21 protein-coding genes and 1 riboswitch are annotated in these 19,836 nt (G+C 66.4%); of the genes, 16 read left to right on the top strand and 5 right to left on the bottom strand.

All coding sequences use genetic code 11. The features are described 5' to 3' along the window. The first annotated feature begins 427 nt into the window (after window positions 1-427). From HMPREF1316_RS05735 to HMPREF1316_RS14065, 7 genes are all read left to right on the top strand, one after another. Window positions 428-757 (top strand): thiamine-binding protein, encoded by a 330-nt coding sequence (locus tag HMPREF1316_RS05735; RefSeq protein WP_021726154.1) that lies wholly within the window; start codon window positions 428-430, stop codon window positions 755-757. A gap of 1 nt (window position 758) precedes the next feature. After that, entirely contained in the window at window positions 759-1,562 is an 804-nt protein-coding gene (locus HMPREF1316_RS05740) for an ABC transporter permease (protein ID WP_232204457.1), read from the top strand. Then, window positions 1,559-2,584 (top strand): ABC transporter substrate-binding protein, encoded by a 1,026-nt coding sequence (locus HMPREF1316_RS05745; protein ID WP_021726049.1) that lies wholly within the window; start codon window positions 1,559-1,561, stop codon window positions 2,582-2,584. The genes HMPREF1316_RS05740 and HMPREF1316_RS05745 overlap by 4 nt, the downstream gene beginning before the upstream one ends. 1 nt (window position 2,585) lies before the next feature. Continuing rightward, window positions 2,586-3,389 carry an ABC transporter ATP-binding protein gene (locus HMPREF1316_RS05750; RefSeq protein ID WP_021726042.1) on the top strand — a complete coding sequence of 268 codons (804 nt, stop codon included), beginning with the start codon at window positions 2,586-2,588 and terminating at the stop codon, window positions 3,387-3,389. 162 nt (window positions 3,390-3,551) lie between these two features. Continuing rightward, window positions 3,552-4,691, top strand: a complete 1,140-nt coding sequence (locus HMPREF1316_RS05755; RefSeq protein ID WP_021726239.1) for a pyridoxal phosphate-dependent aminotransferase — start codon at window positions 3,552-3,554, stop codon at window positions 4,689-4,691. 163 nt (window positions 4,692-4,854) lie between these two features. Beyond that, the gene (locus HMPREF1316_RS05760) at window positions 4,855-5,193 is read left to right on the top strand and encodes a hypothetical protein (RefSeq protein WP_156901016.1); all 339 of its coding nucleotides are present in this window, start codon (window positions 4,855-4,857) and stop codon (window positions 5,191-5,193) included. A gap of 69 nt (window positions 5,194-5,262) precedes the next feature. After that, window positions 5,263-5,682 (top strand): hypothetical protein, encoded by a 420-nt coding sequence (locus tag HMPREF1316_RS14065; RefSeq protein ID WP_156901017.1) that lies wholly within the window; start codon window positions 5,263-5,265, stop codon window positions 5,680-5,682. A gap of 45 nt (window positions 5,683-5,727) precedes the next feature. On the opposite strand, the gene HMPREF1316_RS05770 is transcribed toward HMPREF1316_RS14065, so the two are convergent. Then, on the bottom strand, window positions 5,728-6,876 hold the full coding sequence (locus HMPREF1316_RS05770) for a M20 metallopeptidase family protein (RefSeq protein WP_021726106.1): 1,149 nt from the start codon (window positions 6,874-6,876) through the stop codon (window positions 5,728-5,730). A gap of 115 nt (window positions 6,877-6,991) precedes the next feature. Then, window positions 6,992-7,161, top strand: a riboswitch (Lysine riboswitch). A 43-nt stretch (window positions 7,162-7,204) separates the two neighbouring features. On the opposite strand from HMPREF1316_RS05770, the gene HMPREF1316_RS05775 reads away from it, so the two are divergent. From HMPREF1316_RS05775 to dapD, 4 genes are read left to right on the top strand one after another with little or no spacing between them, the layout of a single operon-like run. Beyond that, complete coding sequence (locus HMPREF1316_RS05775; protein WP_021726028.1) at window positions 7,205-8,509, top strand: diaminopimelate decarboxylase family protein; 1,305 nt, start codon at window positions 7,205-7,207, stop codon at window positions 8,507-8,509. Window positions 8,510-8,569: 60 nt separating this feature from the next. Beyond that, window positions 8,570-9,466: a 4-hydroxy-tetrahydrodipicolinate synthase gene (dapA, locus tag HMPREF1316_RS05780; protein WP_040651620.1), complete on the top strand. Its 897-nt coding sequence runs from the start codon at window positions 8,570-8,572 to the stop codon at window positions 9,464-9,466. Window positions 9,467-9,478: 12 nt separating this feature from the next. After that, the gene (dapB, locus tag HMPREF1316_RS05785) at window positions 9,479-10,210 is read left to right on the top strand and encodes a 4-hydroxy-tetrahydrodipicolinate reductase (RefSeq protein WP_021726160.1); all 732 of its coding nucleotides are present in this window, start codon (window positions 9,479-9,481) and stop codon (window positions 10,208-10,210) included. Between the two features lie 18 nt (window positions 10,211-10,228). Continuing rightward, window positions 10,229-10,939 (top strand): 2,3,4,5-tetrahydropyridine-2,6-dicarboxylate N-acetyltransferase, encoded by a 711-nt coding sequence (gene dapD / locus HMPREF1316_RS05790; protein ID WP_021726033.1) that lies wholly within the window; start codon window positions 10,229-10,231, stop codon window positions 10,937-10,939. A 124-nt stretch (window positions 10,940-11,063) separates the two neighbouring features. On the opposite strand, the gene HMPREF1316_RS13185 is transcribed toward dapD, so the two are convergent. Beyond that, complete coding sequence (locus HMPREF1316_RS13185) at window positions 11,064-12,137, bottom strand: hypothetical protein (RefSeq protein ID WP_021726202.1); 1,074 nt, start codon at window positions 12,135-12,137, stop codon at window positions 11,064-11,066. A 160-nt stretch (window positions 12,138-12,297) separates the two neighbouring features. Between HMPREF1316_RS13185 and fba the strand changes: the two genes are divergently transcribed. Continuing rightward, the gene (fba, locus tag HMPREF1316_RS05800; RefSeq protein ID WP_021726185.1) at window positions 12,298-13,170 is read left to right on the top strand and encodes a class II fructose-1,6-bisphosphate aldolase; all 873 of its coding nucleotides are present in this window, start codon (window positions 12,298-12,300) and stop codon (window positions 13,168-13,170) included. 74 nt (window positions 13,171-13,244) lie between these two features. Here the strand turns inward: fba and HMPREF1316_RS05805 are convergent, their stop codons facing one another. Both HMPREF1316_RS05805 and HMPREF1316_RS05810 read right to left on the bottom strand, forming a co-directional pair. Continuing rightward, window positions 13,245-14,066 (bottom strand): Crp/Fnr family transcriptional regulator, encoded by an 822-nt coding sequence (locus tag HMPREF1316_RS05805; RefSeq protein WP_021726104.1) that lies wholly within the window; start codon window positions 14,064-14,066, stop codon window positions 13,245-13,247. A gap of 298 nt (window positions 14,067-14,364) precedes the next feature. Continuing rightward, a complete protein-coding gene (locus tag HMPREF1316_RS05810; protein ID WP_021726041.1) occupies window positions 14,365-14,889 on the bottom strand; it encodes a YbhB/YbcL family Raf kinase inhibitor-like protein in 525 nt (174 codons plus the stop codon). Window positions 14,890-14,993: 104 nt separating this feature from the next. On the opposite strand from HMPREF1316_RS05810, the gene HMPREF1316_RS05815 reads away from it, so the two are divergent. After that, window positions 14,994-15,620 carry an epoxyqueuosine reductase QueH gene (locus tag HMPREF1316_RS05815; protein ID WP_021726108.1) on the top strand — a complete coding sequence of 209 codons (627 nt, stop codon included), beginning with the start codon at window positions 14,994-14,996 and terminating at the stop codon, window positions 15,618-15,620. Between the two features lie 57 nt (window positions 15,621-15,677). Beyond that, window positions 15,678-16,841 carry a tRNA preQ1(34) S-adenosylmethionine ribosyltransferase-isomerase QueA gene (queA, locus tag HMPREF1316_RS05820; protein ID WP_040651624.1) on the top strand — a complete coding sequence of 388 codons (1,164 nt, stop codon included), beginning with the start codon at window positions 15,678-15,680 and terminating at the stop codon, window positions 16,839-16,841. Between the two features lie 9 nt (window positions 16,842-16,850). Here queA and HMPREF1316_RS05825 read toward each other — a convergent pair whose 3' ends face one another. After that, window positions 16,851-18,047 carry a coiled-coil domain-containing protein gene (locus HMPREF1316_RS05825; RefSeq protein WP_021726194.1) on the bottom strand — a complete coding sequence of 399 codons (1,197 nt, stop codon included), beginning with the start codon at window positions 18,045-18,047 and terminating at the stop codon, window positions 16,851-16,853. Window positions 18,048-18,327: 280 nt separating this feature from the next. Here HMPREF1316_RS05825 and HMPREF1316_RS05830 point away from each other — a divergent pair, with 280 nt between their 5' ends. Then, window positions 18,328-18,609 (top strand): HPr family phosphocarrier protein, encoded by a 282-nt coding sequence (locus HMPREF1316_RS05830; RefSeq protein ID WP_021726094.1) that lies wholly within the window; start codon window positions 18,328-18,330, stop codon window positions 18,607-18,609. Window positions 18,610-18,686: 77 nt separating this feature from the next. Next, the gene (gene tgt, locus HMPREF1316_RS05835) at window positions 18,687-19,829 is read left to right on the top strand and encodes a tRNA guanosine(34) transglycosylase Tgt (protein ID WP_021726066.1); all 1,143 of its coding nucleotides are present in this window, start codon (window positions 18,687-18,689) and stop codon (window positions 19,827-19,829) included. The last annotated feature ends 7 nt before the right edge of the window (window positions 19,830-19,836 follow it).

The raw sequence follows: 19,836 nt of genomic DNA on the forward strand, positions 1-19,836 counted from the left end.
AGGCCGGCGGGTTGGACAAAGACGATCAGCGTGAAGGCCTGCAGGAAGGCGGAGACGGTCACGGCGCAACCCGTGACGATGCGGCGCGCCCAGGCATAGCGACCAAGCCCCAGCGCCTTATCGATGAGCTCGCCTTCCATGCGGAACTGCGCCTCCCTGCCCGTGCCCATATACTTCCATGATACCATGCGCCCGAGGCGCCGCCGTAGGGGAGACATAAGACCGTGCCCTGCACCTCACATGGTATACTGCTGCCTGCAAACGGGGGGCTGGCGCACGCCGGCTGAGATATGGCCCAGCGCGGCCATGACCCGTGGGTGGCGTGGCCACCCACAACCTGATCTGGGTAATGCCAGCGTAGGGACCTTGGCACGCGCGCCGCGCTGGTCCCGCTTACGGGGCCGGCCGCCCCGAGAGGGGAGCGCCCATGAACTGTTCCGTTGCCATCCAGTACCTGCCCATGAATGCGGGCTCGGACGATGAGCTCTGTCGCATCGTGGACGAGGTCATCGCCGAGATCGACGCGAGCGGACTCGACCACTACGTCGGCCCCTTCGAGACCACGGTCGAGGGCGACTTCGATGCCTGCATGGCGCTCGTCAAGCGCTGCATCGAGCGCGGTGCCCGGGCGGGGTGCGCCGAGAGCGCCAGCTACATCAAGGTGTCCTACCGTCCCGAGGGCGACGTCATGACCACCGAGCACAAGATCGGCAAGTACCACCGGACCGACAGCGAGTTTGCCGGCCATGAGGCGTAGCTTGCCTAGGACACGCACAGGGGTCGGCCGCACGGGCGTCAGCCGCGCGCGGCGTGTGGGCATACCGCTGGCCACGCTCGTGGCGCTTCTGGCGGTGTGGGAGGCCGTCGTGGACACGGGGCTGGTGCCCAACTTCATGCTGCCGAGTCCCGTGCAGGTGGTGCTGGCGCTCGTGGGTGACGTGTCGCTGCTGGCCAGCCATGTGGCGACCACGCTCGTCGAGGCGGCACTCGGCCTTGCCATCGGGGTCGGCCTGGGGTTTGCCATCGCGGTGCTCATGGATCGCTTCGAGGGGTTCTACCTGGCCTTCGAGCCGCTCATGACCATCTCGCAGACCATTCCCACCGTGGCCGTCGCCCCGCTTCTGGTGCTGTGGTTCGGCTACGGGCTGGCACCCAAGGTGGTGCTCGTCGTCATCTCCACGTTCTTTCCCATCGCCGTGTCGCTCGTGGCGGGGTTCCGGTCGGTGGATCCTGACATGGTGGACCTCATGCGCACCATGAACGCCTCTCCCGCGCAGATCTTCTGGCAGGTCAAGATACCCTGTGCGGCCGAGCAGTTCTTCAGCGGCCTGCGCATCAGCGCCACCTACGCCATCGTGGGTGCCGTCATCGCCGAGTGGCTGGGAGGCTTCTCGGGTCTGGGCGTCTACATGACGCGCGTGCGCAAGTCGTTCTCGTACGACCGGATGTTTGCCGTCATCATCATCATCTCCGCGCTGTCGCTGGCCCTCATGGGCCTCGTGAATGCGCTCCAGCGCCTGTGCATGCCCTGGAAGAGGGCAGAGAGGAACGATCAACCATGACCTCACGTGCCATGTCCCGCCGCACCTTTGTGGGTGCGGGCATATCGGCCGCGGCCGCCGCCCTCGCGGGCTGCGCCGCACAGGGTCCCGCGCAGCCGGCCACCTCGCCTGGCGGCACCACCAAGCTCACGTTCTGCCTGGACTGGACGCCCAACACCAATCATACGGGCATCTACGTGGCGCAGCACGAGGGCTACTACGCCAGCGAGGGCATCGAGCTCGAGATCGTCCAGCCCTCCGAGGACACCGCCGAGACGGTCGTGGGTTCCGGCCAGGCGCAGCTGGGCGTGAGCTTCCAGGACTACATCGCCAACGTGCTCTCCAGCTCGCCCGACACGCCGCTTCTGGCCGTTGCGGCCATCCTGCAGCACGACACGGCGGGCATCATGAGCCCCAAGGAGCTGGGCATCACGAGCCCCAAGGGCATGGAGCACCACAGCTTCGGCACGTCACAGATGCCCGTCGAGCAGGCGACCATCAGGACCCTCGTGGAGGACGATGGCGGCGACTACTCGCTCGTGCAGATGGTGCCCGTCTCCGACGAGGACCCCACGAGCGCACTCAAGGCGGGCATGTACGACAGCGTCTCGGTCTATGAGGGCTGGGAGCTGCAGCAGGCGCAGATGCAGGGGTATGACGTCAACTACTTCTCGTACATCTCCGTGGATGACATCTTCGACTTCTACACGCCCGTCATCGTGGTCAACCCCGACTTTGCGCGCGGCAACGCCGACGTGGTGAGGGCCTTCATGCGCGCCACCACGAGGGGCTACCAGATGGCCGTCGATGATCCGAGCGGCGCGGCGGACATCCTGTGTGCCGAGGTGCCCGAGCTGGACAGCGACCTGACGCATGCGAGCGCCACGTACCTGGCGGGCAGATACGTTGACGATGCGCCCAGCTGGGGCGTCTTCGACAGGGATCGCTGGGCCCGCTACTTCCAGTGGCTCAATGACAACGACCTGGTCGAGAACCAACTGGACGTGAATGCCGGCTGGACCAACGACTACCTGGACGACTAGGGTGGACGGAGCCCACGATACGGCTGCGTCACAGGTGGTCGCCCCCGCCCTTGCGGCCGAGCGTCTCACGCTCTCGTGGGACGGGGGCGCCCATGTGGTGGTGCGGGACATCTCGTTGCGTGTGGGAGCTGGCGAGGTCGTGTGCCTCGTGGGGCGCTCCGGCTGTGGGAAGACCACCATCATGCATGCGCTCTCGGGACTCTCGCGGCCGATGGAGGGACGCGTGCTGCTCGCGGGCGAGGATGTCACGGGCATGCCCGGCCGTGTGAGCTACATGCTGCAGAAGGACCTGCTGCTGCCCAGCAAGCGCATCATCGACAACGTGTGCCTGCCGCTCGTGCTGGCAGGCATGCCGCGCGACGAGGCCCACGGGAGGGCCAAGCCGCTCTTCGCGCGCTTCGGCCTTGCGGGGGCGGAGCGCTGCTGGCCAAGCGAGCTTTCGGGCGGCATGCGCCAGCGCGCGGCCTTCCTGCGCACGTACCTCATGGGCAACTCCGTCCTGCTGCTGGACGAGCCGTTCTCGGCGCTGGATGCCCTCACGCGTGCGGACATGCGGAGCTGGTACGGTGACATGGCCCATGAGCTGGGCCTTGCCACACTGGCGATCACGCACGACGTGGATGAGGCCGTCACGATGGCGAGCAGGGTCTACGTGCTGGCGGGCTCTCCCACGGAGGGCATCCCCTCGCAGATGGCTGGCGAGGTCGTGGTGCCGCGGCCGGCCGCGGGCATGAGCGCGGCGGAGTTTGCCCTCACGGGGGACTTCCTCGCCGCCAAGCGGGCGGTGCTGGAGTTGCTCGGGTGAGCATTTGCCAGGCCCCTACATGGGGATGTCGCTTAAAGTATACGTTTTCGTTGATGTTCTTTGGAAAAGCCCAGTTGGCACATGAGTACCATGACGGAAACGTACAGTTTAAAGATGTCGTCAACGTATCCTCGGTTCCCACCTGCCCGTCTTGGAGGCACCATGTCCCTCACGCTCAACACCGCCGCCCTCGCGCTCCAGCCCTCGGGCATCCGCCGCTTCTCGTCGCTTGCCGCCGCCACGCCGGGGTGCATCTCCCTCACGCTGGGCGAGCCGGGGGAGGACACGCCCGCCCCCATCCGTGCGCGGGTGGGCGAGAGCCTCGCGGCGGGCAAGACCCACTACCCACCCAACAACGGCTACCCCGAGCTGCGCGAGGCCATCGCGCATGCCATGGGGGAGCGGGGGCTCGTGTATGCCCCCGACCAGGTCGTCGTCACGAGCGGCGCCACCGAGGCCCTCTTCGCCACGCTGGTGACGATGCTCAACCCCGGCGACGAGGTCGTCATCCCCACGCCGGCCTTCGTGCTGTACGAGTCCATCGTGGCGCTGTGCCGCGCTACGCCGCGCCCGCTGGACACCACGGCATGCGGGTACCAGATCGATGGCGGGGCCCTGGCCGCCTGCGTGTGCGAGCGCACGAAGGCCATCGTGCTCACCTCGCCCAACAACCCCACCGGCTGCGTGCTCTCGGCCGAGAGCCTCGATGCGGTGGCTGCCGTCGCGGCGCGGCGGGGCGTCTACGTGATCTGCGATGACGTGTACGACCGGCTGGTCTATACCGATGCCTACCAGGGCTTTGCCCAACGCCATCCCGAGCTGGCCGACCGCACCGTGGTGGTCAACAGCTTCTCGAAGCCCTACGCCATGACGGGCTGGCGCCTGGGGTGGCTGTGTGCGTCGAAGGAGCTGGTACGGCATATCGCCACGGTGCATCAGTACGCCGTCTCGAGTGTGGTGGCGTTCACGCAGGACGCGGCCGTGCGCGCGCTCGCGACGGACGTGACGGCACTGCGCGAGAGCTACGAGCGTCGGCGCGAGCTGACGCTGGGTCACCTTGGGCGGATGGGCCTTCCCGTCGTGCGGCCGGAGGGGGCGTTCTACGCCTTTCCGGACGTGAGCGGGTCGGGCCTCTCGAGCGAGGAGTTCTGCGAGCGCGCCATCCGCGAGGCGGGCGTGGCGCTCGTGCCGGGTGCCTTCTTTGGTGGCGAGGGCCGTGTGCGCATCAGCTATGCCTGTGACGAGCAGACCCTGGTGGAGGGGCTGGGGCGGCTGGGCAGGTTTGTGGCAGAACTGCCGTAGGACTTTCCGAGACGGCACCCTTCGGGAGAGCCCTGCCTGCACTGCACCGATTTTGACGTTGACAGGGTATCGCACGCATAGGGTATGATCAACTCAGCAGAAGTTGGCATATGCCTTTACGTCATGCAGACTATCCATGTGATGTGTAGGGTGGATGGTGGATATGGCGGAAGAGATCTCATCGAGCCCCACGGTGAGCGAGTCCGCACGGAACGCGCTTTCGCAGGGCGAGTCCGAGTATTCCAGTATGACCCTGCAAGCCATCACCGAGGATGCTCCTGGCTCGGGCGCCGCCCACGATGGGGTGGCAGACGGCATCACCTCTGCCCTGGGAGCCTGGGATGACGTCCTCTCGAGGGACGCACAGGCATTGCTGCAGATTGGCAGCACCTTGGGTGATGTGGACAGGGCGCTTGCGGACTCGATCCTGGGAGGCAGCCTTTCGGCTGCGTTGGGAGAGCGACATGATCGTGGCGTGCCTGGCAAGCCCCAGGTGATGTGATGGCGATGGCAGTGGACGGGGCCTTCGAGCGCTCGCACGCCATGAGGCGCAGGCGCCTTGATGCGCGCCATGACGCCGAGATCGACGAGCTGGCGGCACGGGAGCGCGCGCTGGAAGGTGCGCTCGAGGAAGAGCGATGGGGCTTCGGCCGCATGCAGGACGTCGCCCTGCAGGCCGGCGCGCGGGAGGGCGCCAGCTTCCAGCGCATCTCGGAGGCGCTGTACGACCAACGAGGACATAACCCCCAAGCCGCCAACGAAGGACTATCCCACCGATGCCACCGAGGAGGAGCTGGATACCTATTCCCAGTTCTTTAAGTGGACCAATAAGCCCACTGATCCCGATGATGAGGCCAACAACGGCTTCGGCCTGGTGGACCGGGAGACGGGGGAGGGCTGGGACACCAACATCACCTGGTTCCAGTACTTCAGCAAGCCCGACGCATTCCCGGACCATGTCCCCAGCTCGTCCCTGGCGGCGGGGCGCTGATGGTCGCTCCTCTCACCCGCAGGCGCGCTGCGAGGCCATCCACGGCTACGCCAGCATGACGAGCCGCTCGTATGCCTCTACGCCACGCATGAGGACGGCCTCGTCAAAGGCGAAGGTGTCGGAGTGCAGCGGTATGCCCGTTCCCGTGCCAAGCAGCAGGAACACACCGGGCAAGCACCGCTGGTACCAGGCGAAGTCCTCGGCGATGAGCAACGGCTTGGGGACGTCCCCGAGGTCGGGGAGCACGACGGCAGCCTTCCCGAACAGTCCCTCGTCGTTCACGACGGGTGGGTAGCCCTCGGAGAAGCCGACCTCAGCCGTGCAGCCCAGGAGCTCCGCCGCGCGCTCGGCGCACTCGGGCAGCTCGCGGCGGCAGCGTTCGCCCATGGCAATCGAGAATGTGCGCAGGCTCCCCTCGATGCGGCTTGCGTCACTGATCTGGTTGCGTACGGATCCCGACGTCATGTGCCCGAATCTGAGGAGGCAGGGCTCTTCGGCCTGGCGTTCGTCCATGTAGCCGTAGCAGGCATCCACGACATGGCAGGCGGCGAGCAGGGCGTCTGCTCCCTGCTCGGCCCTGGCGATGTGGGAGGCGCGGCCCCTCACGGTGACGGTGGTCTCGTTGGCGGCGGCAAGCAGTGGCCCGGGGCGGCTGGCCACCTGGCCGTGGGGCAGGTCAGGCCACAGGTGGAAGCCAAAGATGCGATCGGCGCACAGCTCGTCGAGGATGCCGGACTCGCAGACCACCTTGGCCCCGCCGGTGGTCTCCTCGGCAGGCTGGAACACGAGCACCACGGTGTGCGGCAGCTCCCCAAGGTGAAGGGCCAGCCATCCCGCCAGGCCTAGCACCATGGACATGTGGCCATCGTGGCCGCAGGCGTGCATCCTGCCCGCATGGCGCGAGGCGAAGGGGCTGTCCGTGCGCTCCGTCACGGGCAGGGCATCCATGTCGGAGCGGATGGCCGTCGCATGCTCGCTTTCGCGGTCGAAGATGCAGCAGATGGTCGAGCGGCATGGCTCGACGAGGCGCACGACCTCGCGTTCCAGGTGTCCGTTCGTCTCGCGTGCGATGCCTTCGAGCACGTCACGCACGTAGGTGAGGGTCTCGGGTAGGTCGAAGTCGACCTCGGGAATCTGATGCAGGTCACGCCGGTAGCGAGTGAGCAGCTCGATCGTGGGCTCGTGGATGGTCATGGGGCGCCTCCGTCTCTTGTGCCATTCTAGCGAGAACGGGTGCGCGCTTGGCATGCGCCCACAATTCCATCTGGTTACGGGGTGGCGGCGCGCGGCCGTGCGCCGTACAATCAGCTCAAGCGATAGAGGTGCGGAACGGATGACGCATGGGCGAGCCGGCGGGCAGGGACCCCACGCAAAGGCCAAGCCGCCGAATCGCCCTGCCGGGTACGGTGGGGCGGTGGGTCCGCGGGGAACACCCACGGGACTGTCTGCAGGGAACTCTGCGGTTGAGCTATCCCCGCGTCCGGCGGGTGCTTGAGCGCAGCGAGGACGATGGGGAGCAAGCGTGTCACACAAGGTCCCATTCGCATCGGTCGGGCAGCTCGAGGCCATCGCTGCGCGCTATCCCACGCCGTTCTACCTGTACGACGAGGCGGGCATACGCGCCAACGCAGCGCGCGTGCGGGAGGCCTTCTCCTGGAGTCCCGGCTTTTGCGAGTACTTTGCCGTCAAGGCCACCCCCAATCCCGCCATCATCGACCTCGTCACCGCGGATGGCTGGGGTGTGGACGTCTCCAGCGAGACGGAGCTGCTGCTGGTGGAGGCCATGGGCATCACCGGCGGTCACATCATGTTCTCGTCGAATGACACACCGACCGGCGAGTTCGAGCATGCCCTGCGCCTGGGGGCCACCATCAACCTCGATGACATCACGCATGTCGAGGCCCTCGACGCCGCCGTGGAGGCGGTGGGCTGCGCGTACCCCGCCACGGTGAGCCTGCGGGTGAACCCGGGTGGCAGCTTCGCCTTCGCCAACGGCATCTTCGGCGCGCCCGAGGACGCCAAGTTTGGCCTCACCGAGGTGCAGCTGCTCGCCGCGGCCCGCATGCTCGCCGAGCGCGGCGTCACGGAGCTGGGCATCCATGCGCTGCTCGCGTCCAACACCCTGGGGATGGGCTACTATCCGGCGCTTGCGCGCACCCTCTTTGGGTTGGCCGTGCGCGTGCGGCGTGAGTGCGGCATCACGGTGGGGTTCGTCAACCTCTCGGGCGGTGTGGGCATCTCCTACAGGCCACAGGACGAGGACAACGACATCCTGGCCATCGGCGCGGCCGTGCACCAGGCATTCGATGAGCTGCTTGTGCCGGCGGGCATGGGCGATGTGCGCCTGGCCTGCGAGCTTGGGCGCTTCATGACCGGCCCCTATGGTGCCCTCGTCACACGGGTGATTCACACGAAGGACACCTACCACCACTACCTGGGCGTCGATGCCTGTGCGGCCAACCTCATGCGTCCCATGCTCTACGATGCCTACCACCACATCACCGTGATGGGCAAGGAGGACGAGCCCGCGTGCCGCCGCTACGACGTGGTGGGCATGCTGTGCGAGAACGCGGACCGCCTCGCCAACGACCGGCCGCTTCCCGAGGTCGAGGTGGGCGACCTCCTCTACATCCACGACGTGGGCGCCCATGGCCACTCCATGGGCTACAACTACAATGGCCGCCTGCGCTCGGCGGAGCTCCTGCTCAAGGAGGATGACAGGGTGGAGCTCATCCGCCGTGCCGAGACGCCTGCGGACTATTTCTCCACGCTTGACGTGCTGCCCGTATACGAGCGTCTGCCCACGCGAACACCCATGCGCCCCTAGGGGCGCCTTCCCGTGCGGTACGCACGCGCATTCGCAGGAACCCTCTCGAAGGAGGCTCACATGGAAATGACCAAGCTCACGGGATCGATCGTGGCCCTCGTCACGCCCTTCAAGGAGGATCGCTCCGTCGACTTCGATGCCCTGGGGCGTCTGGTGGACTTCCACCTGGAGAACGGCACGGATGGCATCCTCGTGCTGGGCACCACGGGCGAGTCCAGCACCATGACCGACAGGGAGGACCTCGACGTCGCTCGCCTCGTGGTCGAGCGCGTGGCGGGACGCATCCCCGTGATCGGTGGCTCGGGCTCCAATTCCACCGACGAGTCGCTGCGCAAGAGCCTGGGCCTGCAGAAGCTGGGTGTGGACGGCCTGCTGCTCATCACGCCGTACTACAACAAGAGCAACGAGGACGGCATCTATCACCACTTCAAGACCGTGCTCGATGCCGTCAACGTGCCTTGCATCCTGTACAACATCCCTGGGCGCACGGGCTGCTCCATCAGCGAGCGCAACTTGGCGCGCCTGTCCGCGCACCCCAACGCCTGGGGTCTCAAGGAGGCGTCGGGCAGCATCGCCTATGCCACGATGGCGGCGCGGTACGTGAGCGACGACTTCCGCATGTTCAGCGGCAACGATGACATGGTCGTGCCCATCCTGTCCCTGGGCGGCTCGGGCGTCATCTCCGTGTGGGCCGACGTTGCCCCTGCCACGGTGCATGAGCTGGTCGCACGGTGGCAGGCGGGCGATGCCGCAGGTGCGCTCAGGATCCAGCTGGACAACTTGGAGCTCATCCATGCGCTCTTCTGCGAGGTCAACCCCATCCCCGCGAAGGCCGCACTGGCCAGGATGGGCCTCATCACGGAAAGCTATCGACAGCCGCTGTGGCCCCTGGCCGACGCGAGCCGCGAGCGTCTCTACGCTGCGCTCGCCGACCGTGGCCTCATTGCGGCGGAATAGGGAGGGCATCTCATGGCAGACGACACGAGGACGGCGGTGCTCATCGGCGGTGGTCGCATGGGTCGGCTGATGGCGGACGCGCTGGCGGCTGACGGCACGTTCGAGCTGCTGGGCACCTACGACGTGGACAACTGTGCCGAGCTGGACGAGGCCGCACCCGCCGCGGACGTGGCCATCGACTTCTCCAACAGGGCATCGCTGTCCCACACGCTGGCCTACGTGAGGCGCACGCATGCCGCCCTCGTAAGCGGCACCACGGGCTTTGACGAGGGCGAGCTTGCCTCCATCCGCAGCCTGGGCGAGGTGGCTCCCGTCATCTGGTCGGCCAACTACTCGCTTGGCGTCGCCGTCGTGCGGCGCCTCGCCGCGGAGGCGGCCCGTGCGCTCGGGGACTTTGACATCGAGATAGTGGAGACCCACCACAACCAGAAGGTGGATGCCCCCTCAGGCACCGCCAATCTGCTGCTTGCGGCCGTCGATCCCGAGGGTGCCTGCACGGTGACGCACGGCCGGGAGGGCCTCGTGGGCGCTCGTCCCCCGCGTGAGATCGGCGTGCACAGCCTGCGCGGCGGTACGGTTGCTGGGACCCATGAGGTCCACTTCTTTGGCCCGGACGAGGAGGTCGTGCTCACGCATCGTGCCACGAGCCGCCAGATCTTCGTCATGGGTGCCCTCGCGGCGGCCAAGCGCCTGGTGAGCCGCCCCGCGGGCTCCTACACCTTCGATGACCTCATGTTTGGCTGACGGAAAGGACATGTGCCCATGGACGCACGGGAGATTATCGCCTACATTGCCACAGCACCCAAGAAGACGCCGGTCAAGGCCTATGTGAGGGAGACGCCCGGCGCGCTGGTCAACTACCCGCAGGGCTCGCACGTCTTTGGTGACAATACGAGCAAGGTCGTCTTTGGCGACTGGGGGGAGCTTGGCCCGGTGCTCGAGGAGGCCCGGGCGGACGGTCGCATCGTGGACGTGATGCTCGAGAACGACCGGCGCAACTCCGGCGTGCCCCTGCTCGATCTCAAGGGCATCAACGCCCGCATCGAGCCGGGCGCGCTCATTCGCGAGAAGGTGGAGATCGGCGATGGCGCGGTCATCATGATGGGGGCCGTCATCAACATCGGTGCGCACATCGGTGCCGGCACCATGATCGACATGGGTGCCGTCCTGGGCGGCCGCGCCATAGTGGGGGACCACTGTCACATCGGCGCGGGTACCGTGCTCGCCGGCGTCGTGGAGCCGGCGAGCGCCACGCCCGTCATCGTGGAGGACAACGTCATGATGGGGGCCAACGCCGTTGTCATCGAAGGCGTCCATGTGGGCGAGGGCGCCGTCGTGGCGGCTGGTGCCGTCGTCGTGGAGAACGTCCCCGCAGCTGCCGTGGTTGCTGGCTGTCCGGCTCGCGTCATCAAGATGAAGGACGAGAGGACCGAGGGCAAGGTCGCCCTCGTGGACGCCCTGCGTCAGCTGTAGGGCGTCCGGCGCTCCCATGCCATCCTCCCTCCTTGTGAGCGCTGGTGGCGGATCATGTCCCGTGGGTGCGGCGACTGTGCGGCACCCACGGGACATGCGTTATGGACGCGTCCTGGGACGAAGGCTAGTGCGAGCTGTTCGCACTGCTGCTGAAGGAGCTCGGGGAACCGCTGCTGGTGCCGCCTTGGCCGTTCGTGCTCGTCTGTTGGCCACTGGTGGTTCCCGTGGATCCCCCGCTACCCGAGCCACCCGTATTGGAGCCGCCGTCCTGCTTCTTCGTAGTATCGCCGCTCGAGCCACCAGATCCGTTGGAGCTGCCACTCCCTCCCTTGTCGCCCGTCGTAGTGCCGGATCCGCCAGAACCACCGGTGGAGTCGCCAGAACCGGTGGAGTTGCCATTGGAGCCGTTCGCGTCCGTAGAGGAGCCGCCGGTCGTGCCACCCGTCGAGGAGGAGTCGCCCTCGGTGGAGGAACCAGTGCCCTCCGTGGTCGAGCCGTCTCCCGTGGGGGCCTCCTGCCTGTTGGGAGCCATCTTCTCCTCCGTCTGGGAGGAAGTGGATGGCGTGCTCTTCTGCTGCTCCTCCACGGTGGTGCGACCGGGGGTGGTGCCGATGCCCCTGCCGGCCGTCGCCGCGTTGACGAGGATGGCGTAGATCGCCACGGCCACGACCGCCACGATGGCCGTGGCGATGGCTATGCGACGGCGCAGCAGCAGCTGCCGGCGCTTCTCGGAGGCGACACGCAGGCGCTGGGGCGCAACGGGGGTCGTGCCCATCCCTGCCTTCTGTGCCTGCGGGGCATTGGCCGAGGCGCCCTGCGTGGATGTGCCCGCGAGGGGGGCGGTGCGTACGGTGGTGACGTCCGCCGCCGCGTCGGTGTGTCGGGTGCGGCCGCCGGGAGATGAGGAGTCCCCATTGCCTGCTGGGCCACCGTCGCTGGCGAGGTTACCACGTATCCTCTCTGCCGACTTGGAAAAGACCGACTTGAACACCTGGGATGCGAGGGCGGATGCCGCAGCGGCAACGCCCACGCCAATGAGCGATCCCGTGAGACCTATCTGGGACGAGAGGAGAAACGATACGATGGCTGCGAGTCCACTTGCCGCAATCGCGGAGAAGGAGACCTCGCTGAGAACCGTCTGCTTCTCCTCCTCCCGTCCATCATCCTGCGTATCACTGTCTGACCTGAGGCTTGTCAAGACGTGTCACCCTTTCCAATCACCGCTCTGGCTGATATCTTTACCCCTCGCATGCGGTTCGGGGCCAGACGCCCCATAATTTCACGATATCAGCGACTCGGCCCAAATGAGCTGAGGTATGATGTGGCTGGCCGTATCATCCCAATAGATGGAGGTACATATGCTTGTCAACGCTACCGCTATGCTCCAGAGCGCGGAGAGGGGCCACTATGGCCTGGGCGCGTTCAACACCAACAACCTCGAGTGGGCGACGTCGATCCTCGATGCTGCCGAGGAGCTCCAGTCTCCCGTCATCATCCAGTGCACGAGCGGCGCCGCCAAGTGGCAGACCAGCTTCAAGATCGTCGCCGATATCGTGAGGGACCTCGTCGAGGCCAAGGACATCACGGTGCCTGTGGCGTTGCACCTCGACCACGGTACCTACGAGGATGTCTTCAAGTGCATCGACGCGGGCTTCACCTCCGTCATGTACGATGGCTCGCACGAGCCCGACTTCCAGACCAACCTCCAGCGCACCACTGAGGTCGTCAAGGCGGCCCACAACAAGGGCCTCTCCGTCGAGGCCGAGGTCGGCGGCATCGGTGGCACCGAGGATGGCGTGACCTCGCAGGGCGAGCTCGCCGACCCCGAGCAGTGCAGGCAGATCGCGGATGTGGGCGTCGACTTCCTTGCCTGCGGCATCGGCAACATCCATGGCATCTATCCCGCCAACTGGGCCGGCCTCTCCTTCGAGCGCCTCGCCGAGATCAAGGCCCTCACGGGCGACCTGCCGCTCGTCCTTCATGGGGGAAGCGGAATCCCCGTGGACCAGGTCCAGAGGGCCATCTCCGAGGGCGTCTCCAAGGTCAATGTCAACACCGACCTCCAGCTGGTCTTCGCCGCGGCCACCCGCACGTACATCGAGAGTGGCGCGGACAAGGAGGGCAAGGGCTACGATCCCCGCAAGCTCCTCAAGCCTGGCCGCACTGCCATCGTCGAGCGCACCAAGGAACTCATCCGTGAGTTTGGCTCCGAGGGCAAGGGTTGGAGCTAGCCTCGTTCGCCCTTGTCAGGGTCATGGGTGGGGAGCGGCCCTCGGGCTGCTCCCCGCTTTTGTTGGCACTCCTGCTAGTGCGCGCCCGATGTGGGGAGATGCAACGTGAACGTGTTGCGCCTGAACTCCAGGAGGCCCTCGTCGCGCATCTTTCCCAGCTCGGTGGAGAGGGCGCTGCGGTTGACGGAGAGGAAGTCCGCAAGCTGCTGGCGGTCGAAGGGAATGCTGAAGCTCGTGCTGCCGGCACGACGTGACTGGGCGACCAGGTAGGTGAGGAGCTTCTCGCGCGTCGTGCGCTGGGAGAGATATGAGAGCTTGTCATTGAGGCGAAGGTTGCGCTCGCACAGGGCTCGCACGAGGTTCTCCATAAGGTGCGCATGGAAGGGGCAGGTGGCCCTGCAGGTCGAGATGACGGCGTTGGCCTCAAGCGAGACGATGAGCGTGGGCTGCGTGGCGATGACCGAAATGCCCACTTGCTGGGGCGTGAAGGCATAGGCCTCGGCAAACGAATCGCCCGGGCCCTCGTCGGCGATGATGTTGCGATTGCCCCACCAATCCTCCTGCACGATGTTGACGCCACCCTCCAGGATCACATAGATGCGGGTGACGACGTCTCCGGCAATCAGCAGGTATTCGCCCTGCGTCACGTGACGTGGCTGTGCGCCCAGGCAGGGGAGGGCGGTGGCGATCTGGGCATCGGTGAGACCGGAGAGAAGCCTTGAGGTGCGCAGTGCCGGGAGGTGCTCGCGTGCCCAGGCGGGCATGTGGGCAACGGCATGCTCGGCGGCCTCTTCGTAGCCGGATGTACGTGCGAGCAGCTGGCGACGCCTGTGGCGTGCCGCTGCCGTCTGGGGGGAGAGTCCCCTGTCGCTGGGAGGGGTGCTCTGTGGTGCCATATCCACTCCTTAGTGGTGCGGGGGGGGGTGCGCATGTGAGCCGTGTGCGTCGCTTTTCCAACGACATCGTAGCACGGTGTGCGGCGGCCGGTCGCATGTGCCTCGTGTGGGTGCCCTTCTCCCAAGGCAGGTTTTGCGACCTGCGGATGCGTCGGCTCCCCTCGGGAGAAAGGCACCCACACGAATCGATCGGCACCCACACGGATGGAGAAGGGTGCCTCCAGGGAGACACGCGCGGAGCGATGCGCACAGGACGCACGGGCTAGGTCCGGTGGCGGGGATGTTGCCCCCTGTGTCCCTATGCGCGTGCCGGCAGGTCTGCCCGCGCCGTGGCGAGCACATGTCCCTTGATGGCCCAGACCAGCTTGTTTGCCCAGAATCCCTCCCTAAGGGTGGGCATGTCGTCCAGGGCGTGGACATAGAGCGTGTAGACATGTGCCCCGTCCGGAGGTTGGGGACCGTTGTAGCGATGGGCCACCTGTGGGTTGCCCGCCTCGCCCCGCGCCGCGGCAGACGAGTTGCGCCCCTGCACCATACCAAAGGCCTGGAGGTTGGAGGCGTTCTCGGGCACGAGAAGTCGCCCGCCCCCCTCCGGGGGCAGCCTAAGCGCGGCGGTCCAGTGAATCCAGGCAAAGCCGCAGACCGGGATGGAATCGTAGTCGATGAACGCGATCGCCAGAGCCCTCGCAGCCGTAGGGATGTCGGTTACGTCAAAGGGAAACGAACGCGTGGGCGTACCATCCACCCTGTTGGAAGAGGGAGCGTGCTTCGCAAAGGCATCCGGCAGAAAGCCTTGCTCGTCCAACCTGACCTCAAGTTGCATGATGACCCCTTTCCACGATGACCCCATGGTAGCGCGACACGGCGGACGCGTATGGCCTACAATCCGTTGAACGGACGGATGACACGGGGGGGGGGTGAGGTACCATGACACAGAGCGAACGCATCCCACTGTTGCTGCACGCCTGCTGCGGCCCGTGCTCCCTGGAGCCCATACGGCTCCTGCGGGCGGAGGGGTTCGAGCCTACCATCTGTTGGACGAACCCCAACATTCAGCCCCTGGCCGAGCACGACCGCCGCCTGAAGACGCTCAGGAGCTGGGCGCACGATGTGGCGCGGGTGGAGGTGATCGTGGCGGGGGATGACCGCGGTGCCTGGGAGCGTGTCGTGGCACCCGCCGGCTTCGACCGCGCCCGTCGCTGTCGGACGTGCTATGCGCTGCGCCTGGCCGAGAGCTGTCGCGTGGCCCAGAACCGGGGGCTCACACACATCTCCACGACGCTGGCCGTCTCGCCCTATCAGCTCTTCGACGTCTGTGGGGACGTGCTGCGGTCGCTGGCTTCCGCATATGGCCTCACGGCCGTGTGGCGCGACTTCCGTCCGTACTACTCCGAGGCGACGCGCGAGTCCCGGGCGCTGGGGATGTATCGCCAGAGCTATTGCGGCTGTCGCTTCTCGGCTGCCGAGGCGGCCCTCGAGCGGCACGTGGCGCGCGACGCGCGCAAGGCCCAGAAGGCTACGCGCCGCTCTGTCGGCCCGGCCTTCGCCTCGTGAGGCTCATGCCGACGCACGTCCCTGGTGCGCCAACGATCGACAACCATGGAGGAACCCGTGCGTACCGACGACTTTGACTATCCACTGCCCGATGAGCTCATTGCCCAGGAGCCGGTGGAGCCGCGTGACTCCTGCCGCCTGCTCGTGCTCGATCGAAAGGACGGTTCCATCAAGCATGGGCGCTTCAGGGACGTCATCGACTATCTTGACCCCGGCGACCTACTGGTGGCCAACAGGACCCGCGTGCTGCCGGCCCGTCTCATGGGCCACAAGCAGGGTACGGGCGGCGTCGCCGAGACGCTCCTGCTCAAGCGGCGCGAGGACCTGGATGCCCTCGGCCATGTGTGGGAGTGTCTCGTGAAGCCGGGCAAGCGCCTCAAGCGGAACGCGCGCATCGAGTACCACGAGGGGGGCGTTCACGCTCCGCTGAGCCGGCCCGTTGTGCTCATCGGCGAGGTCATCGACTATCTGGACGACAACCGGGGTGGGCGCCTCGTGCGCTTCGAGCCAGCGGGTGGCCTCACGCTCGATGCGGCCATCCACAAGGCCGGGCATGTGCCTCTGCCGCCCTACATCACCGAGTACGAGGGGGACCCCGAGAGGTATCAGACCGTCTACGCCATGCACGAGGAGCATTCCGCGGCGGCACCGACGGCGGGGCTGCACTTCACGCCCGAGCTCATCGAGCGCATCGGGGACAGGGGTGTCGACTGGACGACCGTCGAGCTGGAGGTGGGCATCGACACCTTCCGTCTCGTCGATGAGGACGACCCCACCCAGCACGTGATGCACACCGAGCGCTATCACGTCTCACAGGAGGTCGTGGATGCCGCGCATGCCACCAAGGCGGCGGGCCATCGCGTGATTGCCGTGGGAACCACCTCGGTGCGCTCGTTGGAAAGCGCCTTCGCCGCAGACGTCACCACCTCTGAGCCCGCCTGCGTCGCGCAGCGCTTTGAGGATGCGGCGGACTCCGCGCGCATGCGGGGGCGGGGCGACATCGTGGAGCGCAGGGACGCCACCACCAACCTCTATCTCATGCCGGGCTCCACGTTCCACGTGGTGGATGCCATGATCACCAACTTCCACGCCCCACGCTCCACGCTCATGATGCTGGTCTCGGCCTTTGCCACGCGCGAGCAGATCATGGGTGCCTATCAGGCGGCCATGGACGAGCGCTATAGGTTCCTGAGCTTTGGCGATGCCATGCTCATCCTCTAGCGTGCGGCGCTAGAGGATGAGGGTGAGGAGCCAGACCACCAGCAGGATGAGGATGATGGCGGCAGCGGCGATGCCAAACACCACGTAGCGCTGGCGGCGCGTCTGGTCCCGCAGCGCCTGCTCCCTCCCGGCCAACCGATCGATCTCGGCTGCAAGCACGTCAAGCTGTCGCCTGTTGGCCGCGATGGCGTCGCGGAGCGCCGCCGTCACCTGGGGCGTGGTGTGAATCTCGCGTGCCTCGGAGAGCCGTTCGTCTGCGGCATCGACACGCCGCTGGGCATCGTCGGCATCACGCTGGGCACCCGCCTGATTGGCGCGCTCCTGCGCAATGCGGTCGGAGAGGGCCTTCTCCTCGTCCATGGCGGCGTTGTAGAGTCGCTCGTATTCCTCCCGATGCGTCGTCGCCTCCTCCTTGGCCTGGTTGGCCTTGTTCTCGATGGTCTCGAGAGACTGGCGCTGCGTCCACAGGTGCGTCTGGGCGTTATCCACGAGGCGCCGGCACTCCTCGGTCACGCGGGCGACCTCGTCACGCGCGGAACCAAGGTGCGCCTGCTCGCTTACCAGCTCGCTCTGCATCTTGGAGACGGCGGACGGGGAGGAGGAGGGATCGCGTTGCAGGCTGGTGAGTTCCGCCTCGACGCGGCGTAGGCGATCCTGGGCGTTGTCCGCCGCGCGGTTGGCCGTGGCGATGCGCTGCTCCCGATGCTTGGCGCTGTCGGCCACCTGGGACTCGGCGGCCTTGACCGCACGGCGTGCCTCGGAGAGGGAGCGCGCGGCGTCATCGGAGCGCCCCTTCGCGGACTCCATGAGCTCGCGGTAGGGGCGCAGCGACTCCTCATGGTCCTGCTTCATCCTCGCGAGCTGGTCGTTGAGGGAGGCGATGGTCTCCTCGAGCTGCTGTGCGGTGCTCCGGGCGCCTGCCAGTGCGGCAGATGCCTTGGCGCGCTCTGCCTCCTGCTCGCTCACGATGGATGCAAAGTCGCGATCGATCTGCTCACGATGCTCGAGCGTCTTGGTGTCGGCGGCGATCTGGTCGCTCAGCTGCTTGGAGGCATTGCGGGCATCCGCGTGCTGACGAGTGGCCTCGTGCACGCTCTGGATGGCCGAGATGCCCCTTCGGAGCGACTCGAGTGCGCCACCCTGGGGGTCTGCGCCCCCACCGGGCTCGTCGGTGATGCCATCCATGCGATTGGGCTCCTCAGCCATGCGTTCCCCTCGTACCCAGTGCTCCCTGTGTCGTCATACCAAAGGCATCGTACGCCCGCACGCAAGAGTCTACCGCACGTGCCACCTGACGGGGCGTGCGCCCCCGGATAATCCAGGCATGGCACCTTCTCACCATCCAAAAAACGTTGCTTGTGCAATCATTGTTCGATTGTCTGTCTCTTATGCATGAATTCGATTGGCATTTGGTGTACCCTTTATCCAACGGCAAACGGCACGGGCCCACATTCGGTGGCGTCCCCCCAACAAGAAGGAGATTCCTATGGTTTCCAAGCAGGTCACTATCGTGAGCGCCACTGGTCTTCACGCTCGTCCCGCATCCCAGTTCGTGCAGGTTGCCAAGGAGCACAAGAGCGCCATCACCATCAAGGATCTCAACAAGGGCACCGCTCCCGTCAATGCCAAGTCCATCATGATGATTCTGGCTGCCGGTCTGGGCACGGGCTCCAAGGTCGAGATTGCGTGCGACGGCCCCGACGAGCAGGATGCCCTCAACGCGATCCTTGCCCTCAAGGACAATGACGAGGCGCTGTTCTCCGAGTAGCTCTCGCGTGGTAGTACCATCTGAGCCCGGCACCCTCGTGGTGCCGGGCTTCTCTTATGTGGCTGAGGGGGCGCGCCGTGGGCGAGCATAGATGGTTTACCTTCGACGTGGTGGCAACGGATTCCGCCACCCATGCGCGTGCAGGGGTGCTGCACACTCCGCACGGTGACATTCCCACGCCCATCTTCATGCCTGTGGGCACGAAGGCGACGGTCAAGGGCATCCTGCCCGGCCAGCTCGGCGAGCTTGGTGCCAAGATCATCCTGGCCAACGCCTATCACCTCTCGCAGCGTCCCGGCGCGGACCTCGTGGCCGAGATGGGCGGCCTGCACGACTTCATGCGGTGGCATGGACCCATCCTCACGGACTCCGGGGGCTTCCAGGTGTTCAGCCACGGCGACTTCACCAAGCTCACCGATGACGGCGTCACGTTTCGCACCGTGGACTACGATGGCTCCTACGTGCACTGGACTCCCGAGGACAACATGGAGATCGCCCAGAGGCTTGGTGCGGACATCGTGATGCAGCTTGACCAGTGCCCTGGCTATCCTGCGCCGCGTCCCCTCGTGGAGCGTGCCGTGGAGCTCTCCGGCATGTGGGCCGAGCGCTGCTTTAGATCGCACGACCGCACCGACCAGGCACTCTTTGGCATCGTGCAGGGCGGCATGCATCTGGACCTGCGCCTGCGCTCGCTCAGGCACCTCGAGGAGTGCGGGAACTTTCCGGGCTATGGCATCGGTGGCTACTCGGTGGGGGAGGACCACCAGACCATGTTCGAGACGCTCGCCCCGCTCGTCAGCGAGCATATGCCCCAAGGCAAGCCACGCTATCTCATGGGTGTGGGCAACCCCACGACGCTCGTCCATGGCGTGGCGTGTGGCGTCGACATGTTCGACTGCGTGCTGCCCACGCGCACGGCACGCATGGGCACGGCGTTCTCGAGCGAGGGAAGGCTCAACCTCAAGAACGCGCGCTTCGCGCACGACCGTGGCCCGCTTGACGACGCCTGCACCTGCCCGGTGTGCATGGGCGGCTACACAAGGGCCTACCTGCACCACCTCGTGAGGCAGAGGGAGATGCTCGGCCCCATCCTGCTCTCGCTGCACAACCTGTACTACCTGCTCGACCTCATGCGCCGCGCCCGCGAGGCCATCATCTCGGGCCGCTACGGTGCATTCGTGAGCACATGGGAGGGCCTTCCTGCGGCGCAGGACTGGTAGGGGCCGC

This window comes from Olsenella profusa F0195, assembly GCF_000468755.1.
In the GTDB taxonomy this organism is placed as follows: Bacteria; Actinomycetota; Coriobacteriia; order Coriobacteriales; family Atopobiaceae; genus Olsenella_F; species Olsenella_F profusa.